The sequence below is a fragment of the Bradyrhizobium sp. OAE829 genome (assembly GCF_040546575.1).
In the GTDB taxonomy this organism is placed as follows: Bacteria; Pseudomonadota; Alphaproteobacteria; order Rhizobiales; family Xanthobacteraceae; genus Bradyrhizobium.
The window spans coordinates 966,181-992,581 of the sequence record NZ_JBEPOE010000001.1 but is presented as its reverse complement, the minus strand read 5'-3'; the positions used below and the strand labels follow the sequence as shown (position 1 = coordinate 992,581).

The window sequence follows — 26,401 nt, the reverse complement described above, 5'->3', positions numbered from 1 at the left end:
GCCCGTCTCATGCCCGAAGGAGGTGCTATGCTCGCACTGCGGCCCGCTCGTCCCGAGGAAGCGCCGGCACTTACTGAATTGTGCCTGCGCTCGAAGGCCGTCTGGGGCTATGACGCGGCCTTCATGCAGGCTTGCCGAAGGGAGCTCACGATGACGCCGGCGGTCATCATGTCATCGCGCGTGCAGGTCGCTGAAGTCGACGGCCGTCTCGCAGGCGTCGCCGAGGTGAAGTCCGAAGGCGACGTCGCGCAGCTCGAAAGGCTGTTTGTCGAACCGGGCATGCTTCGCGCCGGCACCGGCCGACAGCTGTTCGATTGGGCCAAGGCCACGGCGCGCGCCGCCGGGGCCACGACAATGCTGATCGAGGCGGATCCGGACGCGGCCCCGTTCTACCGCCGCATGGGGGCGGTCGACGACGGCGTTGTTCCATCCGGCTCGATCCCCGGCAGGTTCATTCCCAGGCTCAATCTCTCGCTTTGAGACGGCAGCCAGTAGGTGGTATCACTGGATCAGGGATACCGCTCGCTCACTCCTAACTACGGAAATTGACCATGAAGCTCACCGCCCAGGCCGCAGGCACCTTTGCGATTGCGCCGACCCCGTTTCACGATGACGGCCGCATCGACGAGAAATCGATCGACCGCCTGACCGACTTCTATGCTGAAGTCGGCTGTGACGGCGTCACCGTGCTCGGCATTTTGGGCGAGGCGCCGAAGCTGGACGCGGCAGAAGCCGAGCAGGTGGCGATCCGCTTCGTCAAGCGCGCCAAGAACATGCAGATCATCGTCGGCGTCTCGGCGCCGGGATTTGCCACCATGCGCTCGCTGGCGAAGGCGTCGATGGATGCGGGCGCCGCCGGCGTGATGATCGCGCCGCCACCGCACTTGCGCACCGACGACCAGATCACGGGCTATTTCAAGCAGGCCCAGGAAGCCATCGGCGGCGACATTCCCTGGGTGCTGCAGGATTATCCGCTGACGCTCAACGTCGTGTTCACGCCCGCTGTGATCCGCAAGATCGTGATGGATTCGCCGTCCTGCGTGATGCTCAAGCACGAGGACTGGCCGGGGCTGGAGAAGATCTCCACGCTGCGCGGCTTCCAGAAGGACGGCTCGCTGAAGCCGATGTCGATTCTCGTCGGCAATGGCGGCCTGTTCCTCGATTTCGAGATGGAGCGCGGCGCCGATGGCGCGATGACCGGCTACGCTTTCCCGGAGTTGCTGATCGATGTCGTAAAACTGCAAAAGGCCGGCAAGCGCGACGCCGCGCATGATCTGTTCGACGCGCATCTGCCGCTGATCCGCTACGAGCAGCAGCCGGGCGCCGGTCTCGCCGTGCGCAAATACGTGCTGCAGAAGCGCGGCGTGATCGCCTCCAGCGCACAGCGCAAGCCGGGTGCGACCATCACGGCGACGGCAAAGGCCGAGGTCGAGTATCTGCTGTCGCGGGTGGCGCGGGTCGATCGCCGCGCCAATCTGCAACCGCAATCCAGCGCGGCAGGTTGATTTTCCCTCATGGTGAGGAGCCGCGGAGCGGCGTCTCGAACCATGAGGCCCCGGTGCTTCCTAATCATCCTTCGAGACGCGGCCAAGAGGCCGCTCCTCAGGATGAGGTTTTGAGGAGTTGAGTGTTATGACCGAACCCGCCAAAGCACCGCGCCCTGCGTCCACCATCCTGTTGCTGCGCGACGCCTCGGCAAAGAAGGAAATCGAGGTCTTCATGATGGTTCGCCATTATGAGATCGACTTCAATTCCGGCGCGCTGGTGTTTCCAGGCGGCAGCGTCGACAAGGGCGACAAGGAGATCATCGCGGCGCCTGAATTGTATTCGGGCGGTGAGGGGCTCGATGAGGCCACGCTCAGCTTCCGCATCGCGGCGATCCGCGAGACCTTTGAGGAGAGCGGCATCCTGCTGGCGCGCCCCAAAGGATCGAAAGCGCTGGTCGACGCCGTCAGGGCCAGCGAGATCGAGACCGCACATCGCGCCGATCTCTGCGACAGCAAGATCAGCTTCCTGAAAGTATTGACCGACAACGGCATGGTGCTGGCGCTCGATGAACTCGTGCCCTATGCGCACTGGATCACCCCGGAAGGCATGCCGAAGCGTTTTGACACCTGGTTCTTCCTCGCCGCCGCACCGCCCGAACAGGTCGGCGCCCACGACGGCAAGGAATCCACCGATTCAATCTGGGTGTCGCCGCGCGAGGCGCTGGAGGGCGGCGAGACCGGCCGCTTCAAGCTGCCGTTCCCGACCACGCGCAATCTGATCAAGCTCGGCAAGCAGGACAGCGTGCAGGCTGCGCTCGAGGATTCCAGAGGTAAGTCCGTCGTCACGGTGACGCCGATCATGACCAGGAACAGTGGCGGCCGCCAGCTGCGGATCCCGCTCGAGGCCGGCTATGACGGCGACGTGTTCGAGGTCGGCTCGGTCGGCTGAGGCACGCATGCACACTTCGGCGATGAACGAAGTATCGTAAGGTCTGCAGTCTGTAATGTCCGGCCCTGGCATGGATCAGGACCGGAATCACCGACATGGGCGAAAGCCAACCGCAACATGAAGCGATCGTGAGCGAACTGGGGCTGCTTCTGCTGCTCGCGACGCTATGGGGCGCGTCGTACACGTTCCTGAAAGTAGCCGTGGAGACGATCCCGCCGATCACGCTGATCGCGGGCCGTACGCTGATTGCGGGGCTGCTGCTGGTGGCCATCATGCATGGCCGCAGGGTGAAAATGCCGACGGACGCTGTGAACTGGCGCCGCTTCCTGTTCCAGGCCTGCCTGAACAGTGTCATCCCGTGGGTCATGGTCGCCTGGGGTGCACAGGCGCTGGACGCCGGCGTCGCCACCATTCTCAATTCGACCGCTCCGATATTCACGTTTTTCCTGACATTCGCGATCACCCGTCACGAGGCGGTGACCTCGCGAAAGCTGATCGGCGTCATCGCTGGCATGGCTGGCATCTGCCTGATCGTCGGCGTGCAGGCGCTGGGCGGCCTTGGTGAGCAACTGATCGCACAAATCGCCTGTGTCCTTGCCGCGGTCTGCTATGCCGGCGCGGCGATCTTCGGTCGCAATTTTGGGAAGCTCGATCCGATGGCGCCGGCGGCGGGATCGCTGCTCTGTGGCGCCGCGATCCTGATTCCGCTCAGTCTCATTGTCGACCGTCCCTGGACGTTGGCGCCGTCGATGCATTCGCTGCTGGCGCTGCTCGCGATCGCCGTATTCTCGACCGCGCTCGCGTTCGTCATCTATTTCCGGCTGATCCAGACGCTCGGATCAGTCGGCGCCACCGCGCAGGCCTATCTGCGCGTACCCATTGGTGTGGCGTTCGGCGTGGCCTTCCTCGGCGAGCAATTGAGCTCGACGGTATGGATCGGGTTAGCTTGCGTGGTTGTCGGCGTCGCCGCGATGACGATACCCGCGCGGAGGGCGAAACCGGTGGCGGCGTAGCTTACGCGAGATAGGCGTCGACCGCCGCCTGGTCCTGGTCCCAGACCCAGCATTCCCACAGCAGGCCGTCCCGCACGGCATAGACCAGCAGCCGTTCGAATTCCTTAGCCTTGCCGTCGCGCTCAAAGCGCTCGCGCACCAGCAGCGCGCCGCGCTCCGGGCCGGCCATGATGTCGATGATGCCGAGCAGTTTTCGGCTGGTGCGGCGGGTGAACTCGGCCAGGATCGCGAGCGCGGCCATCTTGCCCCTGTGGTCGCCGGCGAGCGGATTGCTGCCGAAATAATGCAGCGTGAAATCGTCGTGGTAGCAGGCGGCCAGCGCCGTCCGGTCGCCGGCAAGCCAGGCGTTTGCGTAGCGCGTCACGGCCTGCCGGGTGCGCTCAATCGCGGCTTGGCTCTCGGTATCATCAGGCTTATCTGTCATCGTGCCGGGTCCTGTTGTCATCCCGGCACCCTAGCTCCGCCTGATCATCCGGGCTTTCAGAAACTGGCTATGCGCGCAATCGGCGGGGCGAAATTGTTGGGGTGGGGCGCGCGCGTGCTTTATCTCGGCCCGGCCTTCGGACTGACGCCGCACCGCAATGCGACCGCCGTGCTTGCCGTGGGCCTCGATGCGACGCTGGAAGTGGCCGACGATCCCGCGGACCCCGCGACCGACTATCGTTCCACCCGCAGCGTATTGATATTGCCCAACAGCCTGCATCATCTGCGGATCGCGCGCGGGCGCATGGCGTTCCTCTATGTCGATCCGCTCGGGCGCGACCTCAAGGCATTGCTGGCGCGAATGACGGACGCACGCGCACGTGCGGCATTCGATTTGCGGAATGAAGCCGCCGTGATCGAGATCATGACTGGCCTTGCCGAAGACCGCATCGCGGCGCGCGACGGACGTTTGTCGCTCGGCGAATTGCTCGGCGTGAGCACGGGCACCAAAGCCAACGCGCGGATATCGGCGGCGCTGCGGCTGATGCGGGACGAGCCGCACCGGGCGCACCGCCTGACGGAGTTGGCGGAACAAGCGGGCCTGTCAGCGTCGCGGTTCCTGCATCTGTTCAAGGCGGAGACCGGCGTTCCGTTGCGGCGCTACCGGATCTGGAACCGGATGGGGGCCGCGGTGCGCGCCTGCGGTGAGGGCTCGTCCCTGACGGAAGCTGCCCACGCCGCCGGCTTTGCCAGTTCGGCGCATTTCAGCAGCGCATTTCGGGACATGTTCGGCATGATGCCGTCGGACCTGCTGAAAACCTTGCAGCCTGTGGAGGGCGAGCCGCGATGGTCTGTGAGGCCCGAGGGATGATCCATCATCTGGCCATTTTGCCGCACGGCAGGGCCCCCGCCGCGCCCCAGAATCCCGGATTGGGGCAGCGAGGACCGGCAGTGTGACGCCAGCGTGACCCAGGGGGCCTGGACCGGCGCACCGCCCGGCCGGTCTGGCCGGCTTTGCGAGCTATTCCAGCATGTTCCCCACGACCCGAATAACGTCGTATATTGCGACCGATAGGAGCCCGGCCTCGATAACATGACCTCTGAATTGCCGCCGAATTCGCCAATGACGCGATCGTTCTCGTTGTCGATCGGCCAGCTGACATTCGGCAGTTTCATGCTGGTGCTGGCGGTGATTATCATCACCTCCACCGCCAGCGTCATTGCCATCCGCCACATCGATGCGACCTTCGCCGAGTTGCAGCGGCTGGAAAGCGTCGGCGACCTCGCGCAGGATATCGACCGGCGGATGAACGAGTTGCGGCTGGCGGCCCGGGATTTCGTCACCGACCCCGGCGCCCAATCGGTCCAGGTCGGCGAGGCGGCGACCTCGCTCATCGAGGTCCTGAAGAAAACCCGGCTGGAGCTTGCTCCCGAACAGCAGGACATGATCGATGGCGTGACCGAGCGCCTATCGACCTACCGCAGCGGCATTGAGCGTATTTCCGCCCTGATCAACCGCCGCGCGGAGTTGATCGTCGGGCTACCGCCGCTGCGCGAAAAGTTCGATGCCGCGATCGCCGACACCCCCGATCCACTGATGGCGTCGGCGCTGTTTCAGACCCAAAGCCAGATTGCCTCGGCTCTGCTGGCGCGAAATCCATCCGCCGCCGAACTGGCGGCGCAGAGCATGCGCTCAATGACCATGTCGGAGCCGAAGCTTCGCGCGGCCGTCGATGATTATGCCCTGGCGATTATCAACATTTCGACCCGCGAGCGGCAGATTTCCGACATCGACAAGGAGGTGCTGGGCGCGGAGGGCCGCCTGATCCAGCGCGTCACCGAATTGTTGCGCGAGGTCAGCGCGCGTCGCGGCCATGTGTTGTCCCGCGATTTCGCCCGGACGCTGACGGAAGCAAAATGGCAGAGCATCGTGCTCGGCACCGCCGGTGTCCTGATCGGGCTGTTCGCCTCGCTGCTGGTGGTCAGGCGCACCGTGCGTCCGCTCGCGACGATCGCAACCTCGATCCGCAAGGTGGCCGGCGGCGAAAAGAACACCTCGATCCCGCAGACCGATGTCGACAACGAAATCGGCGATATCGCGCGAGCCGCCGAAGTGTTTCGCCAGACGCTGGTCGATGCCGACGCGGCGCGCGAGGCGGCGGTACGCGCGCTGGCCGAACAGCGTCTCGCCGAGGAAAGCTATCGAAAATTGTTCGAGGCGTCGGTGGACGGAATCTACGTCACCACGCCCGGAGGCGCGCTGCTCAATGCCAACCCGGCGCTGGCGCGGATGATGGGTTACGCCACGCCGCAGGATCTGATCAACGGCCTCGGCGACGTCTCCGAATCCGTCTACGTCGATCCGCAGGCGCGGGTGGAATATGAGCGGCTGATGGAACGCGACGGCATGGTACGCGAGTACGAATACCAGGTTCGCGCGCGCGACGGGACGGTGCTCTGGCTCTCGGATAGCGCCAGCGCGGTGCGCAACGAGGATGGCGAACTGATCCGTTACGAGGGAACGGTCCGCGACATCACCGACCAGAAACGGGCCGAGGACGCGATCGCCGAAGGCCGGCGTTTGCTGCAGCAGGTGATCGATACCGTGCCCGCGGTGATCAACGTCAAGGACAAGCAGCTCCGTTATCTCCTGATGAACCGTTACATGGCCGGTATTTTTGGCATCGAGCCTGGGGAAGCCATCGGTCGCACCACGGCCGACCTGATGTCACGCTATGGCGCGGCGAAGACCGACGAGCCGGACAAGCGGGTGCTGGCCGGCGGCAGTGAACTCGGCTTCTATGAGGAAGAGTACAAGGATTCCACCGGTAATATGCGGCAATGGCTGGTCAACAAGCTGCCGCTGCTGGACGCGTCGGGCGCGATCGAGAACATCGTCACGGTCGCGCTCGACATCGGCGAGCGCAAGCGCGTCGAATTCGAGATGCGCAAGGCCAAGGACGCCGCGGAAGGCGCGCTGCGAAATTTGCGGGAAACGCAGAATTCGCTGATTGAAGCCGAAAAACTCGCAGCCCTCGGGCGGCTGGTGGCGGGCGTCGCGCACGAGGTCAACAATCCCGTCGGCATCAGTCTCACGGTCGCCTCCGCGCTGGAGCGCAAGGCGGCGAATTTCACCGCCGAGGTGGCGCGTGGCGAGCTGCGGCGTTCCAGTTTGACCGATTTTCTCGAAACCAGCCGCGACGCGTCATCGCAGCTCGTCGCCAATCTCAATCGCGCCGCCGAACTGATCCAGTCGTTCAAGCAGGTCGCCGCCGACCGCAACTATTCCGACCAGCGCAGCTTCGACCTTGGCGATCTCACCGAGCAAGTGGTGATGAGTTTGCGGCCGGGCCTTCGCAAACACAATCTGACGCTCAACGTCGATTGCCAGCCCAATCTGACGATGAACAGCTATCCCGGTCCCTACGGACAGGTGCTGACCAATCTGTTTCTCAATTCGGTGGCGCACGCGTTCCCGGACGGCAAGCCGGGCACGGTCGATATCCAGGTGCGCGAGTCCGGCAAGGACAATGTCGAGGTCCTGTTTTCCGACAATGGATGCGGCATGACCCTCGACGTTCGCCGCCGCGCGTTCGACCCGTTCTTCACGACACGGCGCGACCAGGGCGGCACCGGGCTTGGCCTGCACATCGTCTACAGCATTGTGACCAACCGGTTAGGCGGGCGGCTCGATCTCGATTCGGAGCCGGGAGGCGGCACGCGGATCCAGATGATCCTGCCGCGCATTGCGCCGCTCGAAATGGCGGCAGAGTAGCAATCAGGTATCATCGATGAGCAATGGAATTGATTTGTCGGAGAAGCTGTCCACATTCTCCGAGCACTGGTCGCCACGCACGGTTACGCAGTTCAACAATTGCGACGTCATGGTTGTGAAAGTGAAAGGTGAATTCGTCTGGCACAAGCACGATGACACGGATGATTTCTTTCTCGTGCTGAAGGGCGTGTTGGATATTCAGCTGCGCGATCGAACGATCACGCTCGGGTCGGGGCAGATGTATGTGGTGCCCAAGGGCGTCGAGCATCGGCCCGTTGCGAGGGAAGAGGTCCATCTACTGTTGATCGAGCCCACCGGCACGCCCAACACCGGCGATGCTGCAACAGCCGCACCGCGCAGGACGGTGTGATATTCTACCGATGAGCGGCGGCTAGCCTAGTTGGTATCGGCCAGCTTGCGCAGCGTGGCGCCGAAAATCTGGCTGGCTTTGCCGACCAGCGCCGTCCCGTTCATGGTTCCGCGCGTATCGGTGAAGGTGCCGGATACGCCGATGCCGACGGGGGCCGGCCCGCCGAACAGCGGATTGGCATCGGGGCTCGACGTGTGACGCTGCACCAGCACCTCGCCCTTGAAGGTATCGCCCTTCACGGTGTAGCTGCCGGTGTAAAACAGATAGGCATCGCCGCCGAGGATTTGGCCATCCCGAAACAGAATCACACCGCTGCCCTTGCCGGATCGCCCATCCAGCAGGCTGACGTGGATCGAATACAGACCGTTTTTCATGACGTCCCAATCGGCCTCCGCGCCCACGGAACCCGGCTAGCTTTTATGCCAAAGCGGCACCCGCGGCGTCAACGTGGCAGGCCGTAAATATGCGCGCGCGTAGCGCGGTGGATCACGCGTATTTCTGGTCGCGCTCCAGGAGTTCGATGGAAATGCCCTGCGGTCCGCGGATGAAGCAGATGCGTACGCCGGGCCGGATCGTGGTCGGTGGCTTGGTGAACTCGACGCCCTTGGCCTTGATCTCGGCGGCGACGGCGTCGATGTCCTTTACCGTCAGCCCGAAATGATCGAGGCCTTGATACGGCGTCACCGGCGGGGTGTTGACGCCGTCTCCGGCCGCAACCGGGGCGATGAACACGTTGGCGCCGCCGAGCTTGACGTCGATCCTGCCTGGGCCGCGGACGATCTCGCCGCCCAGAATGTCGGCAAGCCAAGCCGCGGTCGCTTCCGGATCGGGGCTGCGCAAATGGACATGGTCCCAAGTTACTGTCGGCATATTCGTCTCCCCCAAGCGTCTTCGCGGCACGTATTGCAGCGCCGCCAATCTAGCGGCCGGTCGTCCGCAATTCCATCCCCTGTCGTGCGCCTTTGGCGCCGCATAAATTGTCGAGCTCGCGTGCAACCATTCTGGCCGTGGGTGATTATCAAGCTAGCGGCGGAACCGTACAGCGGCAGTCGTGTGAGAGGCCGTACGGTGTAACGCCCGTGGGGCCTTTTTCATGTGCGGCTGCGGCGACCGATATCGCCGCCGGGTGAGGGCATGGCCATGATGATCGCTGGACGGTCGTTCGGAGCCCCGCAAGCGCGACTGCTCGTTTTGCCGGCCATCGCCATCGCGGGATGCACCGTATGGATGATGCTTCCCGGACCGAGCGACGCCGAGGGCCACGCCGCAGCCGAACCTTCCCCGACCATCTACGCGCAGAATGTATCCCTGGTTGAAGATGGGGCGGTTCCCGCCGCGACGTCCCTGGCAAATCCGGACCAGATGGCGACGCCCGCCGCGGTGACCGCGCCGTTGTCGATTGCGCCGGAATCGAGGTCGCCGATCGAGGGTTTGAGGATTTCCTCGCAGTCATGGCGAAGGGGCGGCCTCGGCTCGAAGGCGCTCGTGACCTTCACGCTGCGCAACGCCAATGATTATCCGGTGAAGGATGTCGAAATCGCCTGTGCCTTTACCCGCAGGGACGGCAGCCATTTGACCGACCGGCGACGGTTGATCCCGGACACCGTTAACACCAGGAGCCGGAAGCACTATTCAGGTGTGCTGGTCGGCTTCGTCAATGTTAACGCAAACAAGGCGAAATGTTCGCTGGTGACGGCAAGTCGAACTTAAAGTCGAACTTTGCCCTGCGAACCCAACGGTGCGAACCCGAAAATGTGATCGGCGCCGTTGAACCTTGGGGGTGTCCCAGGAACTAATCACCATATCTCCAGTTAGCCGAATGAACCGCGCGGATGGTGCGGGGGGAGCGACGTCAATGCCCGTAGCGCGCTATTTCCTGTTTGTCGGCGCAGCGCTGATCGCGCTGTTGTTCGCGCTCGATGCCTTTGCCCCGCAACAGGTCGCCGTGGCCAGCAATTCGACAGGCTCGATCGACAAGACCGTGGTGCGGATCCGTTCCGACCAGAAACCGCCGGAACGCGTGGTTTATGACACGAGCCTTCCCACCATTGTTCCGCCGGCTGTGACCACCCAGGTTGCGGCGGCTCCGGCTGCGCCGATTGCCGATGCGCAGGCTCGGGTGCGTGACACCTTTGCCCAGTTCGTACCGGCTGAAGCCAAGAAGGTTGAGCCGCAGGCTCCGCGCAAGCGCAAGGTCGCCAAGGCTCGCTCGGTTCACCCGTCGCCGATGCGCGTCGCCCAGCAGCAGCACTTTGGCTTTGGCTTCTTCGGGAACAACACCTGGTAAGGGTTCCATCCACCGCCGCTTGCGACATTCGCCGACCTCTGGCCGGGCGGTTTTGACGGGTTACCGCGGCAATTGCGGGATTTTGTCGACAAACTTGTTGAAGCAGGTCAGCCGCTCGTCTTCCTCCTTCACGAACCGGCATTCACTGGCGCTCTTGGCGGCCGCCGGCTTGGGTTTCGGCTGCGGCGCATAGACGGCGTCGTAGCAGGTCAGGCGTTCCTTCGTTGCGTCGTCGATATCCTGACAGGCTTGCAGCTTCTGCGCGATGGACAGGGGCTTGGCGGGCGCCGCCTTTGCCGACTTCTTCTCGGCGGGAGGTTTTTTCGTCCCGACCTGCACCAGCGGCTTGCCGCCAACCGTCGGAGGAGGGGCCGGGTTCGCGGGGGCGGGCGTAGCCGTTCCCTGAGCAAAGGCTGCGGCCGGATACAGGATCGCCAGCGCCAGGATCATCTTTCTCATGTCAATCGCTCTCGAATGCGTGGTTTGCCGGCGTGGCCTCAGCCCCGAAATGGCGCACTCGGAGAGATTCGAACTCCCGACCCTCGGAATCGAAATCCGATGCTCTATCCAGCTGAGCTACGAGTGCCTGTAGCCCGCCCGATTATCAGACTTGTCCGGGCAGGGCCAGCAGCGGAACGTTTAGTAACAGGGGTGCCGGCCGCCCTGGCCGATATAGGCGGCCGCGCCTTGGCGGCAGCGGTTGGTCGAGGGGCCGTCATAATAGGCAAAAGTGCCGGGCTGGAGGCCGGGCCCGTAATTGTGCAGGTAGCTGATCGGGTAGGGCAACGGCCAGTGCTGGCGGTGGTGCCGATTGTGGCGGGCGTCCGCTAGGCTAGGCGCCAGGGCCGCGGCAGCAAACAGGGCGGCGGCGATTAAAAACTTGGCTTTGGTCATTGCGATTCTCCGGAAGATCCCACCAGGAAACTAGACGTTTTTGGCCGGTCCGGGGGCCATTTTACGCAAAACGACAGGAAAAGCTCCGGAAAAGCTTGGGAAAATTGGCGGAAGCTTGCCTATTTTTGGCCCCTAAGGGATGCTTAACGAAATCCCAACACAGTCCGGCCAAGGTTCTGCGGTGTGGTCCGGACTTCAAGGGCCACCCCTCCGCTTTGACAAGGCTATCCGGTTCCCGATCGACCCATGCGCATCACGTCCCTTGCCCTGTTGTCTCTCTCGGTTCTGGTCGCGACCCCGGCGCGGGCCGATCTGCACATCACGCGCGACCATGGCGGCTACGTCGAGGAATACAAGGTCAAGTACAAGCGGATCCGCGACCGCAAGGAACGCGTCATCATCGACGGCATCTGCAACTCGGCCTGCACCCTGGTGTTCGGCATCGTGCCGATGAACAAGATCTGCGTGACGCCGAAGGCGAGCCTCGGCTTTCACCAGGCCTATTACGACAAGGCCTTCACCTTCGGCATCAAGGTCACGAGCTCCGACGGAACGTCGGACCTGATGTCCTATTATCCGGATACCGTGAAGGACTGGATCCGCCGCAATGGCGGGCTCACCACCGAAATGAAGAAGATCAAGAACGGTGGCGAGCTCTGGAAGATCGTAGATCCCTGCCCGGAAGCGTTTTGAGCCGGGCGCAGTCGCGGCCGCTCTGCGTCGTCAGTTCTCTCTAAAACGTCACCACGCCACGGATCGATTTCCCCGCGTTCGAACGCGTTGTTGATTTCGCTCAGCGGCATCACATGCGTGATCGTCGGGTCGATCTGGATCTTTGCCGCTGCATGTACCAGTCGACGATCTTCGGCACGTCGGTGCGGCCGCGCGCGCCGCCGAACGCAGCGCGACGGACCCGATCAGTCCTTGCCGCATGGCATATGATCGGGCACTACGCTTCCGCAAATGAACCGTGACCTTGAAGATATTGCCGCGCGGGCGGCGCCGGCGATTTTCGTCGTGCTGTGGAGCACCGGCTTCATCGCCACCAAATACGTCGTCAACAACGCCGATCCTTTGACCTATCTCGCGATCCGGATGGCGCTGGTGGTCGTCTTGATGGCTGGCATCGTCGCCATCGCGCGGCCCCGCTGGCCGGATCGGATCGGCATCTTCCACAGCGCCGTCGCCGGCATTCTGGTGCACGGCTTCTATCTCGGCGGCACCGCGATCGCGATTGCGCATTCGATCCCCGCGGGGCTGTCCGCGCTGATCCCCGGCCTGCAGCCGATCCTGACCTCGACCATCGCCAACCGCTGGCTCGGCGAGCGCGTCACGGCCATTCAATGGGCCGGACTTTTGCTCGGGCTCGCGGGCGTGGTGCTGATCCTGCACAATCGGCCGATGAGCGGCGACGCGGGCTGGGGTTGGCTCGCCTCCGGCGTGTCGCTGATCAGCATCACTTTGGGCACGCTGTACCAGCGGCGCTATTGCAACGCGATCGACTGGCGTGCCGGCAATCTCGTGCAATACATCGCGGTTACGATCTTCTTCGGGCTCGGGGCATGGCTGTTCGAGAACAACGTAGTGCGCTGGACCACGGAGTTCACGCTCGCGCTCGCCTGGCTGGTCGTGGTGCTGTCGATCGGATCGATCGGGTTGTTGTACTGGCTGATCCGCCGCTCCGCCGCGACGTCGGTGGCGAGCCTGTTCTATCTGGTGCCGGCGGTGACGGCGCTGATGGCTTATGTGCTGTTCGGCGAGCAGCTCGATGGAATCGCGCTTGTCGGCATGACCGCGTGCGCGGCCGCGGTGTTTCTGGTCAACCGGCGCGCTGCCTGAGGATGTTCAGCCGTTGCGAATGCTCGCATAGGCCGCGAGCGCGCGTTCACGACCAACCCTGTGATCGATGATCGGCCGCGGATAGTTTTTGCCGAGTTCGATGCCGGCGCTTGCCAGTTCAAGCGGTGTCGCGCTCCAGGGCTGATGGATCAAATTGTCAGGCAATTGCTTCAGCTCCGGCACCCAGCGCCTGACGTAGACGCCACCGGGATCGAACTTCTCGCCCTGCAGGATCGGATTGAAGACGCGGAAATAGGGCGCGGCATCGGCACCGCAGCCCGCGACCCACTGCCAGTTGGCCGGATTGCTGCCGGCATCGGCATCGACAAGCGTGTCCCAGAACCATTGCTCGCCCTCGCGCCAGTCGATCAGGAGATGCTTGACGAGGAACGAGGCCACCACCATCCGCACACGGTTGTGCATCACGCCGGTGTGCCAGAGTTCGCGCATGCCGGCGTCAACGATGGGATATCCGGTCTGCCCGCGCTGCCAGGCGCGCAAGGCCTTGGTGTCACGCTTCCAGGGAAACGCGTCGAACGATGCCTGCAGATTGCGCGTTGCGAGATCCGGCACGTCGTAGAGCAGATGACGACAGAATTCGCGCCAGCCGAGTTCGCTGAGGAATTTGTCGATATCGGATGACAGGCGAGGATGCTCGGCGGCGGCGAATTTTGCGGCGTGCCTGACCTGGCGCGGGCTGATCTCGCCGAAGCGAAGATGCGGCGACAGACGCGAAGTGCCCTCGCGGTCGGGGCGGTCGCGATCACCGGAATAGCCGGCGATACCGCCGGCGAGGAACGCCTTGAGCCGCGCCTGCGCCGCAGCTTCGCCGGGCGTCCAGCTCTCGCGCAGGCCGCCGGCCCAGTCGGGGCGGGTGGGTTCGAGATGCCAGTCTTCGAGCGTATCGCTGGCAATATCGGATATGCCGTTTAGCTTCTTTGGCGCCGGCAGCGGCTTTGGCGGATCGCCGAGGGATTGCACCCGCCGCCAGAACGGCGTGAACACCCGCAGGCCGCGGTTCTCCTTGTTCCGGATCTGGCTCGGCGCCACCAGGAGGTCGCCTGGAAATCTGTGAGTGGCAACACCACCGAGTGCCGCCGCGACCTGATCCGCGACCCGCTGGTGGGGCGCCTGCGCAATCTCGTTCCAATAGACGGCGCCGGCATCGACCTCGCGCGCGAGGGCGGCGACGACCGTGGAGGCCGACCCCCGGCGCAACACCAGGGACGCGCCCCGATCCCGGAGGCTCTCCTGCAAGGCGCGCAGTGACCGCGCCAGCCACCAGCGGGCAGCACCTCCGAGCGGACGAACGCCCGGCGTCCTCTCGTCGAGCACGAAAATGCATACAACCGGCGCTTGTGCGTTGGCGGCCGCATGCAGGGCGGGATGGTCCGAAAGGCGGAGGTCGTCGCGGTACCAGACGATGGCAGGGCGAGGACTCGTCATGCACGCATCAATTTCATCAAATTCCTCAGCCTTTGCCTAGGGTTGCATCCATTAATGCGATCGTAAGCAAGAACCGTCAAATTGAGCGCGATTTTGGGGAAAATTGCACATGTCATTGCCGTCGTTTGGAAAGCTGCTGCCGTCGCTGAAGCTTCGTCTCGGCACCAAGGCGGTCATTTCGGCCGTCCTCCTGATCGCGGTGAATACCGCGCTGGTTGTAGGCGCGGCCTATTGGTCGCTCAACTCTGAGTTTGGCGACCGGGCGCTTCGCGACATCGAGGTCAATCTGCGCACCCTGGCGCTGTCCTTTGCCGAGACCTACCCCGACGCCAAGATCACGCTGAAAGACGGCATGGTCGCCAAGGCCGAAGCGGCGAAGATGCCCGAATTCAAGGACCACGCGATCGTCGATCGCTCGGTCGGCTATGTCGGCGGCAACGCGACGCTGTTCGTCTATGACGAGGCCAGCAACCAGTTCGTCCGCCGCTCCACCAACGTGAAGAAGGAAAACGGCGACCGCGCCGTCGGCACCCAGCTTGCGCCCGATCATCCGGGACAACCGATCCTGCGTCGCGGCGAGGCCTATAAGGGGCCGGCCACGCTGTTCGGCAAGACGTTCATGACGGCCTATTACCCGATCGCGAATTCGACCGGAAAGGTGATCGGCGTTCTCTATGTCGGCATTCCGATGGCGCAGTTCGAAACCATGCTCGCGGAGGCTATTCGTGACATGGCGATCGCGGCGGCCGTCGCAGCGCTTCTGGTCATGTTGCTGACGATGCTGATCGTGCGCCGCGTGACCAAGCCGCTGACCTCGGTCACGGCGACGCTGACGGCCATCGCCAACGGCAACAGCGACGTCGAGGTCGGTCATCACGAACGCATGGACGAGATCGGCGAGATCGCGCGCACGGTCGCGGTGTTCAAGAACAACTCGCTCGAGCGCCGCCGGCTTCGCGACGAACAGACCGCGGCGGCGGCTGCAGCCGTCGAACAGCGCAAGGCCGAATTGCGCGGGTTCGTTGACGAGTTCCAGACCAGCGTCGGCGGTATCCTCGACAAGGTGCTGAATTCCTCGGGCGAATTCGAGCGCGTGGCCAAGCAACTCACCGAGACCGCGCGGACCACCGCCGGGCTGTCGGGCCAGTCGGCAGGCGCGTCGGAGACCGCCTCCGAGCATGTCCGCACCGCAGCAATTGCTTCCGATGAACTCTCCAACTCGATTGCCGAGATCACCCGCCGCGTCCAGGAATCCAACGGGATCGCGGCCGACGCCGTCAAGCAGGCTGTGGCCACCGACCAGCGCATCAACGAACTGTCCGAGGCGGGCGCGCGGATCGGCGACGTGGTGAAGCTGATCACCTCGATCGCCGAACAGACCAATCTTCTGGCGCTCAACGCGACCATCGAGGCCGCCCGCGCCGGCGATGCCGGCCGCGGGTTTGCCGTGGTGGCCCAGGAGGTCAAGAGCCTCGCCGGCCAGACCGCCAAGGCCACCGAGGAGATATCGAGTCAGATCGGCAGCATGCAGCTTGCAACCGAGGAGTCGGTCAGCGCGATCAAGGCGATTGGCCAGACCATCGAGCGCATCAGCGATATCGCGACCTCGATTTCGGCCGCGGTCGAGCAGCAGCGCGGTGCGACGGCGAACATCGCCCAAAGCGTGCGGGCCGCCGCGAGCGGGACCGCCGACGTTGCCGTCAACATCCGCAACGCCGCGCAGGGCGCCGGCGAGACCGGCGAGACGTCCAACCGCATGTTTGCCTCGGCGCAGGCGCTGTCGGGCGAGAGCCTGCATCTGAAGGCCGAGGTCGAGAAGTTCCTGGACCGCGTTCGCGCGGCCTGATCGCGGATTCAACCGGCTGCCGAAAAGCTACAGCCCGTCATTCCGGGATGGTGCGTAAGCACCAGACCCGGAATATCGAGATTCCGGATTCGATGCTGCGCATCGCCCCGGAATGACGTGTCGAGTTACTGTTTCGGCTGCGGCACGATCCGGATGTACGGCTTCGGCGACTTCCAGCCCTGCGGATAGATCGTCTTGGCCTCGTCGTCGGTGACTGAGCCGGCGATGATGACGTCTTCGCCCTGTTTCCAGTCGGCCGGCGTCGCGACCCGATGCTTGGCCGTCATCTGCAGTGAATCAATCACGCGCAAGATTTCCTGGAAATTGCGGCCTGTGGTCATCGGATAAACCAGCACCAGCTTGATCTTCTTGTCCGGTCCGATGATGAAGACGTTGCGCACGGTCTGGTTATCGGCAGCGGTCCGCGTTGCGACATCTCCCGAGGTGGAGGCGGGGAGCATGTCGTAGAGTTTTGACACATTGAAATCGGTGTCGCCGATCATCGGATAGTTCGGCGCCGCGCCTTGCGTCTCCTTGATGTCCTCCGACCATTTCGAATGCTTGTCGACGGGATCGACGCTGAGCCCCATCAGCTTGACGCCGCGCTTGTCGAATTCAGGCTTCAACTTTGCGAGAGCGCCGAGTTCGGTGGTGCAAACCGGGGTGAAATCCTTCGGATGCGAGAACAACAGCGCCCAATTTGAGCCGATCCAGTCGTGGAATTTGATCTTGCCCTCGGTGGTCTGGGCTTCGAAGTCCGGGGCGACTGCGCCAATCTGGAGTGCCATGGTACACCTCATCTTATTAAAGTTGCAGGAGAATTTCTGTCAATCTGTATAAGCCCTAGCGGGGTGGAAGTGAACCTCCGGCCCAAAAAGGCGAGATCCTTCTCCGCGAATAGGGAACTCCTAGCACCTTCTTGCGATCTGCGCCCCTGCGACGAAAAATCCACAGCGGCGGTAATCGCCCGGATTGCCCCGATATCGCCTTTTATGGTCCGCAAGACCCCGGTCCCGGTTGCCGGGGCGTTCATCGGTCATTCAACTGAACCGTGACATCAGTCACAGCGACCAACTGGAGTCACAGCGACTAATTGGCAACCATCTAAAAATCTCGGAATGCAAGTTCCGAATCGTTAACCACTCGTTTACGCCGGCATCGCAATGCTGGACCAGAAAAAGAAATTGAGAAGTGCAAGCTATGTCTGCCCCTAGTACTACCAAATCTATTGAAGCGTTCGCCGTTCTCCAGCCTTCCTGCCGCAAGACCGCCGCCCACGCGCTGACCATCGTGCGCGATGGCGTCATTACCGGCGAGGGCCCGACCACCAAGGGCCGCATCCATTTTTCCCGTGCGCTCGACGCCGATGACGCCGCCTGGTGCGCCCGCATCCTAACCGCATCCGCCGTCGAGCATCAGCCGGTCAGCCGCGCCGAAGCCGAGGCGCTGTTCGAAATCAGCGACGCCGCCGCCGAGCGCAGCGACGGTGGCCGTTTCGACGATCTCTTGGCCAAGGCGGTCGCCCATCACGCGGCGTCCGAATCCGGTCTGCCGGTGCCGCCGCGCACGATTGCCCTGTCGCCGGACACCGACATCGAAAGCTGGGCCCCGGCCAAGGCCGTCAACATCGACACCAAGGTGCTGGAGTGGATTGCCGCCCAGATGCGCGGCAAGCGCCGCTCCAACCACGCGCTGGCCGCGATGGTCGCGACCCTGGTCGGCGCCGCCGCACTGCCGCTCGCGCAGCTGCCGGGCATGCTGGACATGGGGATGATGTAACGTCATTCTCGCATCGTTGAATTCAAAGCGGCGGGGATTTTCCCCGCCGTTTTTGTTTGATGGAGCAGGGTGGCTACTAAATCGTCATTGCGAGCCAACGGGTCGCCCGAATGCGCACCCGATGACAGGCTCCGCGAAGCAATCCATGCCGCCACGCAAAGAATGGATTGCTTGGTCGCAAGTGCTCCCTTGCGCAAACGCTTTGCGTTTGTCGCAGCAATGACGGCACGGCAAACACAGCTCGGCATTCTCGCGGGGACGTTGTGCCCAAGCTGTTGCCCGAGCCGCCGCTTTCCAGTCTGACCTCGAACGGGCATTGCACCACGTCGCGGCCAACAGGCCTTTAATTCCCGATCCGGCACCCCATATAGAATCCCATGGCACAATGGAAAGCATCTGTCGCGCGGCAACCACCAATGACCAAGGCGGAACTGCGGGATATGCTGACCGACGCAGTCCGCAACACGCAGCCCGGTGCTGACGAGAAGCCGAAACGCTCCCCGAAGGTCGAGAACGATCAGCCCTGACGGGCCGCCCCACGATTTATCCTCGGCAGTTGCGGTCGATCCGAACTTCTTGGCCTCACAAGTTTCACAGGGAATAGCGTATGCGGCTGGTTGCCAAACCCACCGAACAAGAGATCATCGAGGGGCCGCAAGCGGTATCCTTTCAGATCGCGAACGGGAACGCGCGGCAGCGCTGCCTTCTGCAAACCGATCTTCCGACGCAGGCGCTGGCCCACAAATATCTGCTCACCAATTGGCCTGCGATCGAGCGGATGGCGCGCGAGGCCCTCGCGACCGGCATCCTTGACGATGGTCAAATCAAACTGGCCATGGTCTAAGCGGCTCGTTCAACAATCAATGTCGGTTTTGGTCTACAGGGAATAGTCATGCTCAAGGATCGTGAGAATATCCTGAATGCGCTTCGCGAGAAGCCGCTCAAGGTCTACGAGATCATGAAACGCGCCAATCTTCCGAATGAGGAAGCCTGCCAGTCGCTGCTGCTGAAAATGCGCGACGAGGGTCTGGTGAAATTCGACATTCACAAGGGACGCTGGCTTGCCGGATGATGGCGGCTCGCTGGATGATGGCGCGGCGCGGCAAACGAGTCGCCGCGCCGAAAATCGATGTCGGCTCGAAGCTGGATCGCGGCTAATCCCGGCCGCGTGTGTCTCGAATGTCCCGCAAGAGCCAGGCGAGCACAAGAACGGAAGGCGTCCAGGCGAGTAGTGCTCCGATCAACATCGCTTGCGCGCTGGTCATGATGGCTCCTCCACTTACGCTATCGACAATTTCCACCTCAACGGTTTCGGCTCATTTCGGTCCGAGAGACAGTCTCCAGTCCGGAGCGGTCGCATCGCTGGATTATTTTTGGTTTGCGACAGACGGCTCGGGGCATTTGTAGAGCCATCTCCAATAGGCCTTGTTACGATCCCGCTGACGCTTGCACTGTTCGCGGCACCTGGACGAGCAGAATTGCCCGAAACGCCAGCTGAAACGGACCAGCCCGAAGGGGCGTTCGCAGTTCGGATTGTCGCAACGATTTGTCATGATGCGGCCTCCGCATTCGTTCGCAGGATCAAGCGAATGAATTTTTCCTGGCCCTGGCCGAGACAAGAACGTCCGCAGTAACGTTCACGCGCCGGATTTCGCAGGCATACTATCTTGGGTTCTTCACTGTCGCATTCGGAACAGCGTGGGCCTGTACGCATGGCGACCTCCTCCTGAGGAATTGCCATTCACTGATCGTGGTGTACTGGTTGTCGTGCCGTCGGATGACCGGAGGGCGACGATGCCGCACTCTCGTTCCGTCCCGCCCCATATTCAACTTGTCTAGATGGTTGATCGCCTTATCCCTAGGTATGACCGGTTCGAAACTGCCATTTCGGTGGGATGGGATTGTCGTTTTGGCCCTGTCGCCGGACCGATCGGAATAGCGGTGCGATGCCGTGCTAACCCGATCGGATCGGGTCATCAGCTCTTTTCCTCGCCGTGCCCGCGCAGCGCGGCGTCGAGGCAGTTGATCAATGCCTCTCCCGTGAAGGGCTTGGTGAGAAAGCAGCTCGCGCCGGCCTTCAGTGCTTGCATGCGCGCGTTCTCGGTCGCGAAAGCCGTGATGAAAATGAATGGCAGCCGGTATCCGTCGGCAACCAGGTGAGCTTGCAGCTCGAGACCGCTCATGACCGGCATTTGAATATCTGCGATCACGCACGAGGTGTCATGCAGATGAGGCGACCGCAGGAACGCCCCGGCCGATTCAAAGGTGTGAACGACGTATCCAAGCGTCCGCACGAGATTGTAGGTCGCGGTGCGAACGGAGCCGTCATCGTCAATGATTGAAACTACGGGTGGGTTGGCCAAAGCGGTGCTTCCTGACGTGCCGGCAGAATGCCTCTTGCTGCAAGCCGCTTGAGGGCAGAGTGCGTCGCAAATCAGGGGCGGAAAATCATACTTAGGTTTGCAGGACGGGGTGTGGATCGCTCCACGACCCGCCGCTATTGCGGCGGTGCCGGGCGCTGTATTTCGAGCGCCTGGGCCATCTTCACCAGCTCGGCCAGCGATTTCGCGGCCATTTTTCTCATGATGTTTCCGCGGTGTATCTTCACGGTGATCTCGGCAATGCCGATTTCGGCCGCGATCTGCTTGTTCATGAGCCCGGTCGTGACCAGCGCCATGACCTCCCGCTCCCGGGCAGTCAAGGTCGCGAACAGCGCGTGCAGGTCGGAGCGGATCTTTGCTTCATTGCGGCTATTTCGATCGCGTTCGATTGCCGCGGTCACGGCATCCAGCATGTCCTGATCGCGGAACGGCTTGGTCAAAAAGTCGACAGCCCCGGCCTTCATGGCCCTGACCGTCATCGGGATATCGCCGTGGCCGGTCATGAAGACGATGGGAATGTGAATGCCTGCCTTGGCAAGGTCGGCCTGAAAGTCGAGGCCGCTCAGTCGAGGCAGCCTGATGTCAAGGATCAGGCAGCTCGCAACGTCCGGCAGCTTGCTCTGCAGAAATTCTGCAGCCGAACCGAACACTTCGGCCCGCAAGCCCACCGAGCGGAAAAGATTCCGGAGCGCTTCACGCACCGACACGTCATCGTCGACAACGTAGACGATCGGCTCGTCCGGGCCGCCAATGTTGCGAGGCGGGTTTGAGCGGCCGGTCACAGCGTATGGTCCTCTTGATGCATCGGCAGGCTGAACTGAAACGTCGCGCCGGGCCCGACATTGATGGAGGCCGACAGTCGCCCGCCATGGGACTCGACGATTGATCGGCAGATCGACAGGCCCATGCCCATGCCGTCGGGTTTGGTGGTGAAGAACGGGGCGAACAGCCGGTCGGCATTCTGAACGGCTAATCCGACACCGGAGTCTGTTACCGTGACCAGAATCTCGCGGGCGTCCTCCTGGTGCGTCCGGATCGCCAGCTTGCGCGGCCGGTCAGTGACCGGTTGCATCGCTTCAATGGCGTTGATGACGAGATTGAGGATGACCTGCTGCAGCTGAATCCGATCGCCGAGGACAGGGGCGAGGGCAGGAGCGAGGTCCTTCCGCAGCACGATCCGGTGGCTGAATAGTTCGCGATGCAGCAAGGTGACCACCTCATTGACGACCGCATTGATGTCGAGAGGCGCCTTCTGATCGGCGGTCTTGCTTACCAGCCCGCGGACGCGCTGGATCACTTCGCCCGCCCGGTTGCCGTCATCGATAATCGAGACCAGAGCGCTGCGCGCCTCCTGCAGTTCGGGAGTGTCGCGGTCGAGCCAACGCAGCGCGGCCGAGGCGTTGGCGACGACGGCGGCCAGCGGCTGGTTCACTTCATGGGCAATCGACGCGGCCAGCTCCCCGAGCGCCGTCACGCGCGTGACATGCGCCAGTTCTGCCTGTGCCTCGTGCAGTTTCTCCTCCGCTCGCCTTCGTGCCGTGACGTCCGTCACCGCGCCGACAAATTCGATGCCATCAGATGCATCGGTTACGGCATGCGCGGTTGCGTGGACATGTTTGACCGAGCCGCCGGGCATCAGCAATCGATATTCGTGATCGAAATCCCTGCCGTCGCGGGACGCCCGGTCGATGGTCTGTTGCGCGCCCGCTCGATCGTCGGGATGGATGCGTAAAATAACCATGTCGAGTGCGACAGAAGGTCCCTTTTCAAAGCCGAATATCCTGAAGGTTTCGTCCGACCAGATAATTTCGCCGGTGGCGACGCGCCAGCCGAAGCTGCCGGTGTGGCTCAATCGCTGTGCTTCGGCCAAATAGTTCCCACTCTGCCGCAAGGCGTTTTCAGCCTCCTTGCGCTCGGTGATGTCCTCGCATGCGATCAGGACGATCAGCCGGTCATCCTGTCGTCGCACGGCTTTTGCGTTTTCACGAACCCACAGCGCCGAACCGTCCTTGCGGACCTTTCGGATCTCCCAGCTATGCGTTTGCCCGATATGCGCCAGACAGATTTCAACGCTTTTTCGCACCGTGTCCCAGTCTGCTTCAAAGAACACCCCGAGCACCGGTTGTCCCCGTAGTTCGCTGACGAGATAGCCGAGTTGGGCGGCGCCAAAAGTGTTGACCGAAAGGACGATGCCGTCCGCATCGACCATGAAGTACATGACGGGGTTGTGCTCGAAGACCTCCTTCCACTGCGCCTCGCTCTCGCGCAGGGCTTCTATTGCGCGTTGTTCGGCGCTTGCCCGGCTCTCAAGCGCAGCTTCCATTTGCCTGCGGGTGCTTCCTACCAGGTGCATCACGATCAATGAGGCGAGAAACAGGGCGAACAGCAGCACGACGGCAATCAGATAGTCGGCAACCTCCGGGGCGGGACCGAGCACGAGCCAGATGCAAGCCGCCGTCAACGATGCCAGCGCCATGCCGCCGAGCAGCGATTGCTCGGCAGAGCGCCGGGATTTCATTATCTGGTTACGCATGGCATTCGGCCGTTCGGCCCCGCGCCGCGTCGTCAGGTGATCATCACCATCGACGGCAACACGTGGCCCCACGAATAGGCCGCATCCTAGCAGCTTTTCCCGGCCCGGAGGTATGGTGCATCGCGATACGCAGGTGGCTCAAAGCGCTCGCGGTCGCGGCCGTTCGTCGCGCCTGCGAGCCTCGGTTGACAATCGCGGAACGCGCAACGTCGACAACTGGATATCGCTGCGGGAGGAGGCGCTCCTTCTCCTCGCAAGGCTCATGCGGCTGATCCTAAACCTAAGTATGCTCCTCTCACCCAAATGTAACGTGCATATCAACCTCCGTTCAATGGTTCGGCGATTCTCCGCGACTAGGCTGGCGCGATAGCCGAGCAGCAGCAGTTTTCTTGCGCCATCGCTCTTGCTGATTGAACGTTGAACCTCGGCGCCGCTGTCCGGGATAGTCGCATTGTAAACGTCGCTTGCGTAACGACCGCCGTCTCGTGCCGCCACAAATTCGGGGATTGAGATGCCAAAGCCAAGCCTGCAATTGATCCACTGCTCGAACGATATTCGCCCGGCCGCAAAACGCCGGCAGGACAGCGCCGCCTTCCAGCCATACGTTATTCCTGGAGGCGCGCGATCCGTGCCGGGCGAGCGTTCTTGGGAGGCCGCGCTTGATCTGGTCGATTTTGGCGTTCTGGTTTGCTATAAAAACTATCTTGCCTTCCTTGAGGCGAGTGCGGCCGTTCTCGGCGGCTCCAGGTGGACTGATCATGAAAAGACCCGCTAAATTGACAAGGCACGCCCGAACCATGTGTGGTGCGTCGACGATCCCTTGCTCCGGGTCGTCAACGCCACCCGCGTGGGCCAGCTACGGTGTCCTACAACTTGTCCGTGGGGCCGAAGCCGGTCACTCTGCTGAGCTGCGCATCTCGAATTGGGGGGCTGGTACCTGATGTTATCGTCCGACAGGATCGCGCTGTTTATCGATGGCGCCAATCTCTACTCGACCTGCAGAGCGCTCGGTTTCGACGTCGATTACAAGCGTCTGCTCAAGGAATTCCATAGCCGCGGTACGCTGCTGCGGGCATTCTATTTCACGACCATTATCGAGGATCAGGAATACACATCGGTCCGCCCCCTGATCGATTGGCTCGACTATAACGGCTACACCGTCGTCACCAAGCTCACCAAGGAGTTCATCGACCCCAGCGGCCGCCGCAAGGTGAAGGGCAGCATGAATATCGAGCTCGCCGTCCATGCGATGGAGCTTGCCGATCATGTCGACCGGATGTTTCTGTTCTCGGGCGACGGCGACTTCCGCTCGCTGCTCGAAGCGGTGCAGCGCCGCGGCGTCCATGTGACCGTCATCTCTACCATTGTCAGCCAGCCGCCGATGGTGGCGGATGACCTGCGGCGTCAGGCCGACGCCTTCATTGATCTTGCCGAATTGAAGCCGGTGCTCGGGCGTGATCCGTCGGAGCGGCCGGCGGCACGTGAGATACGCCAGCAATCGTCGCAAATCCCGTCGCACGTGACGATCAATGGAAATGACCTCAGGTCATGATGTCTTCGGGATGTCGTCCCGCTCATCCGTGCTGTGTTTGTTCCAACGACGAATCCCCGCGCGCATAAGGGATTCGCGAACCGTCAAGAATTGACGGGATCGCGTCCCGATGCATCATCGTGCGATGTTCGGTTTCTTCAAAGGTTGCCGCCTGGCCCGCATGAGCAGCGGGCGCTTTTGCGTGGTGCGCGATCTCGGCCTCGTCAAGGGCGGCAAGGGCATGCGGCACCATGAGGTGGTGATCGCCTTCAGCGCCCGCGAGCTGCTGAAGTGGCTGCGCCAGCCGTCGGCGAAGCGCCTTGAGCCGGACGTGAGTTCGCGAGCCAGCGCCTTGCCGCATGAACCAGAGGCGTTGGCTAACCTCGGACCACGCTCCTGAAGGCAGCCGAAAGCGCGGCAAGCGCATCGCGCGGCCGGCCGTCCTTGACCCTGGAGTGAAGCAAGACCGGCAAGCGCGGCAGATCGGGAAGCCCGAGCTTGGGGCCGACCTCAACGGCGCCGAATGGCAGCATGCGCGGCGCCAGAGCGGCAACGCCGAGCCCGGCCATGACGGCGGCTGCGACCGCCGCAACGCCGCCGCCGACGAAAATTTCCATCCAGGGCACGTTCGCCGCATCGAGCAGGCGCCCGGCCATCGCACGCACGCCGCAGGGCTCGGCCATCGTGGCAAGCGGCAAGGGCTCGCCCGCGCGGTGCTGCCAGCCGGGTGCTGCGAACCAGCCGAACTTCTCTTCGGTAATGATTTCTCCGTCGTCCCGCCCGGCCTCGAGGCGGACGATCACCGTGTCGAGCTCGCGCCGGTCGAAGCTTTGCAGCAGGTCGCCCGACGATCCGATCCGGATTTCGATCAACAGCTGCGGGTCTTGCGCGTTCATGCGCGCGATCAGGGCGGGGAGCTCCGGCCCTGCAACATGGTCGCTGATGCCGATGGTGAGGCGCTGCCGGGCAGCGGCAAATACGGCGAGCGCGCGATCGTGCACCGCCAGCAGTTCGCGGGCGTGTTCGAGAAAGGCTGCGCCTTGCGCTGAAAGCTGCACGTAACGGGGCGTCCGCTCGATCAGCCGGCAGCCGAACCTCTCTTCGAGCCGCTTCAGCTTCAGGCTGACCGCGGCCTGCGTCGTCCGCATGGCCTCGGCCGCGCGCGTGAAGCTGCCAAGCTCGGCGATGCGGACGAAAGCCCTGATGGCATCGAGGTCGAGGGGGCGTTCGGTCATTTCCAGCCATTATAGCTGATATCCGTATCCATAGCATACCAAAATAACCCGATGGCATTTAGCGTTCGGGCCAGGACGAAATCGACCAGGACAAAATCGACCAAGGACAATGGAAAGGATCAGCTGTGCCGCTGCTTCACATCTCACTGCGCGCCGGAAAGCCGGAAGCCTACCGTCAGGCGATCTTCGACAGCCTTTATCGCGCGATGCGCGAAGCGTTGAACGTGCCCGAAGACGACCAGTTCATGACCATCACGGAGCATGACGCAGCGAACTTCCGCTACGGCGCTGCCTTCGGCATCGTCCGAAGTGACGATCTCGTGTTTATCCAGATCACGGTGTTCGACACCCGCACCGCGGAACAGAAGAAGGCGCTGTTCCGGCGGATCGCGGCGTTGCTTGGCGAGCGCCCGGGCATACGGCCGGAGGACGTGTTCGTGAACGTGCTCGACGCCGCGAAGGAGAATTGGTCCGTCGGCCACGGGCTCGCGCAATTCGCGTGAGCAGAAGGTCGTTCGTCCGCTCGGAACCGTCTCGTACGCAGACGGAACCCATTCGCGTGCAGATCTTTGATTGGCTCGGTCGGAAACATTACCGCTCCCGGCCGTTCTCT

General features: G+C 62.7%; 30 protein-coding genes, 1 tRNA gene and 1 pseudogene. 19 read left to right on the top strand and 13 right to left on the bottom strand.

Features of this window, described 5'->3' with window-relative positions; translation table 11 throughout:
* Positions 1-27 precede the first annotated feature (27 nt).
* The 4 genes from ABIE49_RS04790 (at position 28) to ABIE49_RS04775 (ending at position 3,449) form a co-directional block, all read left to right on the top strand.
* A complete protein-coding gene (locus tag ABIE49_RS04790) occupies positions 28-480 on the top strand; it encodes a GNAT family N-acetyltransferase (RefSeq protein ID WP_192733807.1) in 453 nt (150 codons plus the stop codon).
* A 71-nt stretch (positions 481-551) separates the two neighbouring features.
* On the top strand, positions 552-1,505 hold the full coding sequence (locus ABIE49_RS04785; RefSeq protein WP_192733806.1) for a dihydrodipicolinate synthase family protein: 954 nt from the start codon (positions 552-554) through the stop codon (positions 1,503-1,505).
* Between the two features lie 127 nt (positions 1,506-1,632).
* The gene (locus ABIE49_RS04780) at positions 1,633-2,436 is read left to right on the top strand and encodes an NUDIX hydrolase (protein WP_192733805.1); all 804 of its coding nucleotides are present in this window, start codon (positions 1,633-1,635) and stop codon (positions 2,434-2,436) included.
* Positions 2,437-2,531: 95 nt separating this feature from the next.
* Positions 2,532-3,449, top strand: coding sequence for a DMT family transporter (locus ABIE49_RS04775; RefSeq protein WP_192733804.1), 918 nt, complete (start codon positions 2,532-2,534; stop codon positions 3,447-3,449).
* 1 nt (position 3,450) lies between these two features.
* On the opposite strand, the gene ABIE49_RS04770 is transcribed toward ABIE49_RS04775, so the two are convergent.
* Positions 3,451-3,873 (bottom strand): nuclear transport factor 2 family protein, encoded by a 423-nt coding sequence (locus ABIE49_RS04770; protein WP_192733803.1) that lies wholly within the window; start codon positions 3,871-3,873, stop codon positions 3,451-3,453.
* A gap of 69 nt (positions 3,874-3,942) precedes the next feature.
* Between ABIE49_RS04770 and ABIE49_RS04765 the strand changes: the two genes are divergently transcribed.
* From ABIE49_RS04765 to ABIE49_RS04755, 3 genes are all read left to right on the top strand, one after another.
* Positions 3,943-4,743, top strand: coding sequence for a helix-turn-helix domain-containing protein (locus tag ABIE49_RS04765; protein ID WP_192733802.1), 801 nt, complete (start codon positions 3,943-3,945; stop codon positions 4,741-4,743).
* A 222-nt stretch (positions 4,744-4,965) separates the two neighbouring features.
* The gene (locus ABIE49_RS04760; RefSeq protein ID WP_192733801.1) at positions 4,966-7,647 is read left to right on the top strand and encodes a PAS domain S-box protein; all 2,682 of its coding nucleotides are present in this window, start codon (positions 4,966-4,968) and stop codon (positions 7,645-7,647) included.
* A 16-nt stretch (positions 7,648-7,663) separates the two neighbouring features.
* Entirely contained in the window at positions 7,664-8,017 is a 354-nt protein-coding gene (locus ABIE49_RS04755; protein ID WP_192733800.1) for a cupin domain-containing protein, read from the top strand.
* Positions 8,018-8,043: 26 nt separating this feature from the next.
* Here the strand turns inward: ABIE49_RS04755 and ABIE49_RS04750 are convergent, their stop codons facing one another.
* Positions 8,044-8,391 carry a GrlR family regulatory protein gene (locus ABIE49_RS04750; protein WP_192733799.1) on the bottom strand — a complete coding sequence of 116 codons (348 nt, stop codon included), beginning with the start codon at positions 8,389-8,391 and terminating at the stop codon, positions 8,044-8,046.
* Between the two features lie 112 nt (positions 8,392-8,503).
* Positions 8,504-8,887 carry a VOC family protein gene (locus tag ABIE49_RS04745; RefSeq protein ID WP_192733798.1) on the bottom strand — a complete coding sequence of 128 codons (384 nt, stop codon included), beginning with the start codon at positions 8,885-8,887 and terminating at the stop codon, positions 8,504-8,506.
* A 357-nt stretch (positions 8,888-9,244) separates the two neighbouring features.
* Between ABIE49_RS04745 and ABIE49_RS04740 the strand changes: the two genes are divergently transcribed.
* Positions 9,245-9,727, top strand: coding sequence for a hypothetical protein (locus ABIE49_RS04740; protein ID WP_354066598.1), 483 nt, complete (start codon positions 9,245-9,247; stop codon positions 9,725-9,727).
* Positions 9,728-9,836: 109 nt separating this feature from the next.
* A complete protein-coding gene (locus tag ABIE49_RS04735) occupies positions 9,837-10,304 on the top strand; it encodes a hypothetical protein (protein WP_354066597.1) in 468 nt (155 codons plus the stop codon).
* A gap of 60 nt (positions 10,305-10,364) precedes the next feature.
* On the opposite strand, the gene ABIE49_RS04730 is transcribed toward ABIE49_RS04735, so the two are convergent.
* The 3 genes from ABIE49_RS04730 to ABIE49_RS04720 all read right to left on the bottom strand — a co-directional run bounded on the left by ABIE49_RS04730 (position 10,365) and on the right by ABIE49_RS04720 (position 11,198).
* Positions 10,365-10,754, bottom strand: coding sequence for a hypothetical protein (locus tag ABIE49_RS04730; RefSeq protein WP_502915865.1), 390 nt, complete (start codon positions 10,752-10,754; stop codon positions 10,365-10,367).
* 59 nt (positions 10,755-10,813) lie between these two features.
* Positions 10,814-10,890, bottom strand: a tRNA-Arg gene (locus ABIE49_RS04725).
* Between the two features lie 53 nt (positions 10,891-10,943).
* A complete protein-coding gene (locus ABIE49_RS04720) occupies positions 10,944-11,198 on the bottom strand; it encodes a hypothetical protein (RefSeq protein WP_192733795.1) in 255 nt (84 codons plus the stop codon).
* A 246-nt stretch (positions 11,199-11,444) separates the two neighbouring features.
* On the opposite strand from ABIE49_RS04720, the gene ABIE49_RS04715 reads away from it, so the two are divergent.
* The gene (locus ABIE49_RS04715; RefSeq protein ID WP_192733794.1) at positions 11,445-11,891 is read left to right on the top strand and encodes a hypothetical protein; all 447 of its coding nucleotides are present in this window, start codon (positions 11,445-11,447) and stop codon (positions 11,889-11,891) included.
* Positions 11,892-11,931: 40 nt separating this feature from the next.
* On the opposite strand, the pseudogene ABIE49_RS04710 reads toward ABIE49_RS04715, so the two are convergent.
* Positions 11,932-12,099: pseudogene (locus tag ABIE49_RS04710) on the bottom strand (S-(hydroxymethyl)glutathione dehydrogenase); the annotation flags it as partial.
* A gap of 62 nt (positions 12,100-12,161) precedes the next feature.
* On the opposite strand from ABIE49_RS04710, the gene ABIE49_RS04705 reads away from it, so the two are divergent.
* Positions 12,162-13,037, top strand: coding sequence for a DMT family transporter (locus ABIE49_RS04705; RefSeq protein WP_192733793.1), 876 nt, complete (start codon positions 12,162-12,164; stop codon positions 13,035-13,037).
* A gap of 6 nt (positions 13,038-13,043) precedes the next feature.
* Here ABIE49_RS04705 and ABIE49_RS04700 read toward each other — a convergent pair whose 3' ends face one another.
* Positions 13,044-14,483, bottom strand: coding sequence for a cryptochrome/photolyase family protein (locus ABIE49_RS04700; protein WP_192733792.1), 1,440 nt, complete (start codon positions 14,481-14,483; stop codon positions 13,044-13,046).
* 109 nt (positions 14,484-14,592) lie between these two features.
* On the opposite strand from ABIE49_RS04700, the gene ABIE49_RS04695 reads away from it, so the two are divergent.
* The gene (locus ABIE49_RS04695; RefSeq protein WP_192733791.1) at positions 14,593-16,329 is read left to right on the top strand and encodes a methyl-accepting chemotaxis protein; all 1,737 of its coding nucleotides are present in this window, start codon (positions 14,593-14,595) and stop codon (positions 16,327-16,329) included.
* A gap of 125 nt (positions 16,330-16,454) precedes the next feature.
* Here the strand turns inward: ABIE49_RS04695 and ABIE49_RS04690 are convergent, their stop codons facing one another.
* Positions 16,455-17,117: a peroxiredoxin gene (locus ABIE49_RS04690; protein WP_192733790.1), complete on the bottom strand. Its 663-nt coding sequence runs from the start codon at positions 17,115-17,117 to the stop codon at positions 16,455-16,457.
* A gap of 412 nt (positions 17,118-17,529) precedes the next feature.
* Here ABIE49_RS04690 and ABIE49_RS04685 point away from each other — a divergent pair, with 412 nt between their 5' ends.
* From ABIE49_RS04685 to ABIE49_RS04675, 3 genes are all read left to right on the top strand, one after another.
* Positions 17,530-18,108, top strand: a complete 579-nt coding sequence (locus ABIE49_RS04685; RefSeq protein ID WP_192733789.1) for a hypothetical protein — start codon at positions 17,530-17,532, stop codon at positions 18,106-18,108.
* A 607-nt stretch (positions 18,109-18,715) separates the two neighbouring features.
* Positions 18,716-18,952 (top strand): hypothetical protein, encoded by a 237-nt coding sequence (locus ABIE49_RS04680; RefSeq protein ID WP_192733788.1) that lies wholly within the window; start codon positions 18,716-18,718, stop codon positions 18,950-18,952.
* A gap of 48 nt (positions 18,953-19,000) precedes the next feature.
* On the top strand, positions 19,001-19,180 hold the full coding sequence (locus ABIE49_RS04675) for a helix-turn-helix domain-containing protein (protein ID WP_192733787.1): 180 nt from the start codon (positions 19,001-19,003) through the stop codon (positions 19,178-19,180).
* A gap of 904 nt (positions 19,181-20,084) precedes the next feature.
* On the opposite strand, the gene ABIE49_RS04670 is transcribed toward ABIE49_RS04675, so the two are convergent.
* From ABIE49_RS04670 to ABIE49_RS04660, 3 genes are all read right to left on the bottom strand, one after another.
* The gene (locus ABIE49_RS04670; protein ID WP_192733786.1) at positions 20,085-20,471 is read right to left on the bottom strand and encodes a response regulator transcription factor; all 387 of its coding nucleotides are present in this window, start codon (positions 20,469-20,471) and stop codon (positions 20,085-20,087) included.
* Positions 20,472-20,605: 134 nt separating this feature from the next.
* Entirely contained in the window at positions 20,606-21,271 is a 666-nt protein-coding gene (locus ABIE49_RS04665) for a response regulator transcription factor (RefSeq protein WP_192733785.1), read from the bottom strand.
* Positions 21,268-22,881: a PAS domain-containing sensor histidine kinase gene (locus ABIE49_RS04660; protein WP_502915864.1), complete on the bottom strand. Its 1,614-nt coding sequence runs from the start codon at positions 22,879-22,881 to the stop codon at positions 21,268-21,270. The genes ABIE49_RS04665 and ABIE49_RS04660 overlap by 4 nt, the downstream gene beginning before the upstream one ends.
* A 652-nt stretch (positions 22,882-23,533) precedes the next feature.
* Here ABIE49_RS04660 and ABIE49_RS04655 point away from each other — a divergent pair.
* The 3 genes from ABIE49_RS04655 (at position 23,534) to ABIE49_RS04645 (ending at position 24,953) form a co-directional block, all read left to right on the top strand.
* Positions 23,534-23,797 carry a hypothetical protein gene (locus tag ABIE49_RS04655; RefSeq protein ID WP_192733783.1) on the top strand — a complete coding sequence of 88 codons (264 nt, stop codon included), beginning with the start codon at positions 23,534-23,536 and terminating at the stop codon, positions 23,795-23,797.
* Positions 23,798-23,962: 165 nt separating this feature from the next.
* Complete coding sequence (locus ABIE49_RS04650) at positions 23,963-24,574, top strand: LabA-like NYN domain-containing protein (RefSeq protein WP_192733782.1); 612 nt, start codon at positions 23,963-23,965, stop codon at positions 24,572-24,574.
* A gap of 109 nt (positions 24,575-24,683) precedes the next feature.
* Complete coding sequence (locus tag ABIE49_RS04645) at positions 24,684-24,953, top strand: hypothetical protein (protein WP_354066595.1); 270 nt, start codon at positions 24,684-24,686, stop codon at positions 24,951-24,953.
* On the opposite strand, the gene ABIE49_RS04640 is transcribed toward ABIE49_RS04645, so the two are convergent.
* Positions 24,931-25,788, bottom strand: a complete 858-nt coding sequence (locus tag ABIE49_RS04640; RefSeq protein WP_192733781.1) for a LysR family transcriptional regulator — start codon at positions 25,786-25,788, stop codon at positions 24,931-24,933. The genes ABIE49_RS04645 and ABIE49_RS04640 overlap by 23 nt on opposite strands.
* 125 nt (positions 25,789-25,913) lie before the next feature.
* Between ABIE49_RS04640 and ABIE49_RS04635 the strand changes: the two genes are divergently transcribed.
* Entirely contained in the window at positions 25,914-26,291 is a 378-nt protein-coding gene (locus tag ABIE49_RS04635) for a tautomerase family protein (protein WP_192733780.1), read from the top strand.
* The last annotated feature ends 110 nt before the right edge of the window (positions 26,292-26,401 follow it).